Consider the following 742-nt stretch of genomic DNA (forward strand, 5'->3'; position numbering starts at 1 on the left):
TGGGCCAAGCAGGGTGACCGTGATGGCGTGTCGGGCTACAGCGCGAACACCTATGGCATGCTGGTTGGCGCCGATGGCGTGGTCAGCGAGAAGGTGCGCATCGGCGGTGCGTTCTCGTACATGCACAGCCGCATCGACGGCAACTCGGCAGTGGCGGCGCAGACCGCCAGCGTCGACGGCTATCGCCTGATCGGCTACGGCAGCTACAGCCTGGATGCGCGCACGGACGTGAGCGTGCAGGCGGACGTCGGCACCGGCCACAACGAAGGCCAGCGCAATATCGCGTTCGGTGGCCTGAGCGGTCGTGCGTCGTCCAGCTATGACAGCTGGAATACTCACCTCGGCGTCGGCATCGGCCGCATCTTCGACGTGACCCCGAAGACGACCCTGACCCCGTCGCTGCGCGCGGACTACACCTTCATCCAGGACTCCGCGTACACGGAGACCGGTGCGGATGCGCTGAGCCTTGCTGTGGGCAAGAACTCCGCGCGCGAGCTGATCCTGTCGACCGACATGCGCCTGAACCAGGCCGTGACCGAACAGGCGCTGTTCACCGCCAACCTGGGCGTGGGCTATGACGCGCTGGGTGGCCAGTCGTCGATCACGGCATCGTACGTGGGCGGCGGCGCGCAGTTCATTACGCGCGGCATGCCGCCGGCACGCTGGCTGATGCGCGGTGGCCTGGGCTTCGTGGTGACCAGCAGCAAGGCGATGGAATTCAGCGTGCGCTACGACGCGGAAG

Annotated in this window: 1 protein-coding gene; it reads left to right on the top strand. The window is 66.7% G+C overall.

Annotated features, from left to right (window positions below):
- A partial coding sequence (locus tag KHO41_RS41005; protein WP_211958889.1) for an autotransporter outer membrane beta-barrel domain-containing protein occupies window positions 1-742 on the top strand: 742 nt, incomplete at both ends.

Source organism: Cupriavidus numazuensis (assembly GCF_905397435.1).
Classification (GTDB): Bacteria; Pseudomonadota; Gammaproteobacteria; order Burkholderiales; family Burkholderiaceae; genus Cupriavidus; species Cupriavidus numazuensis.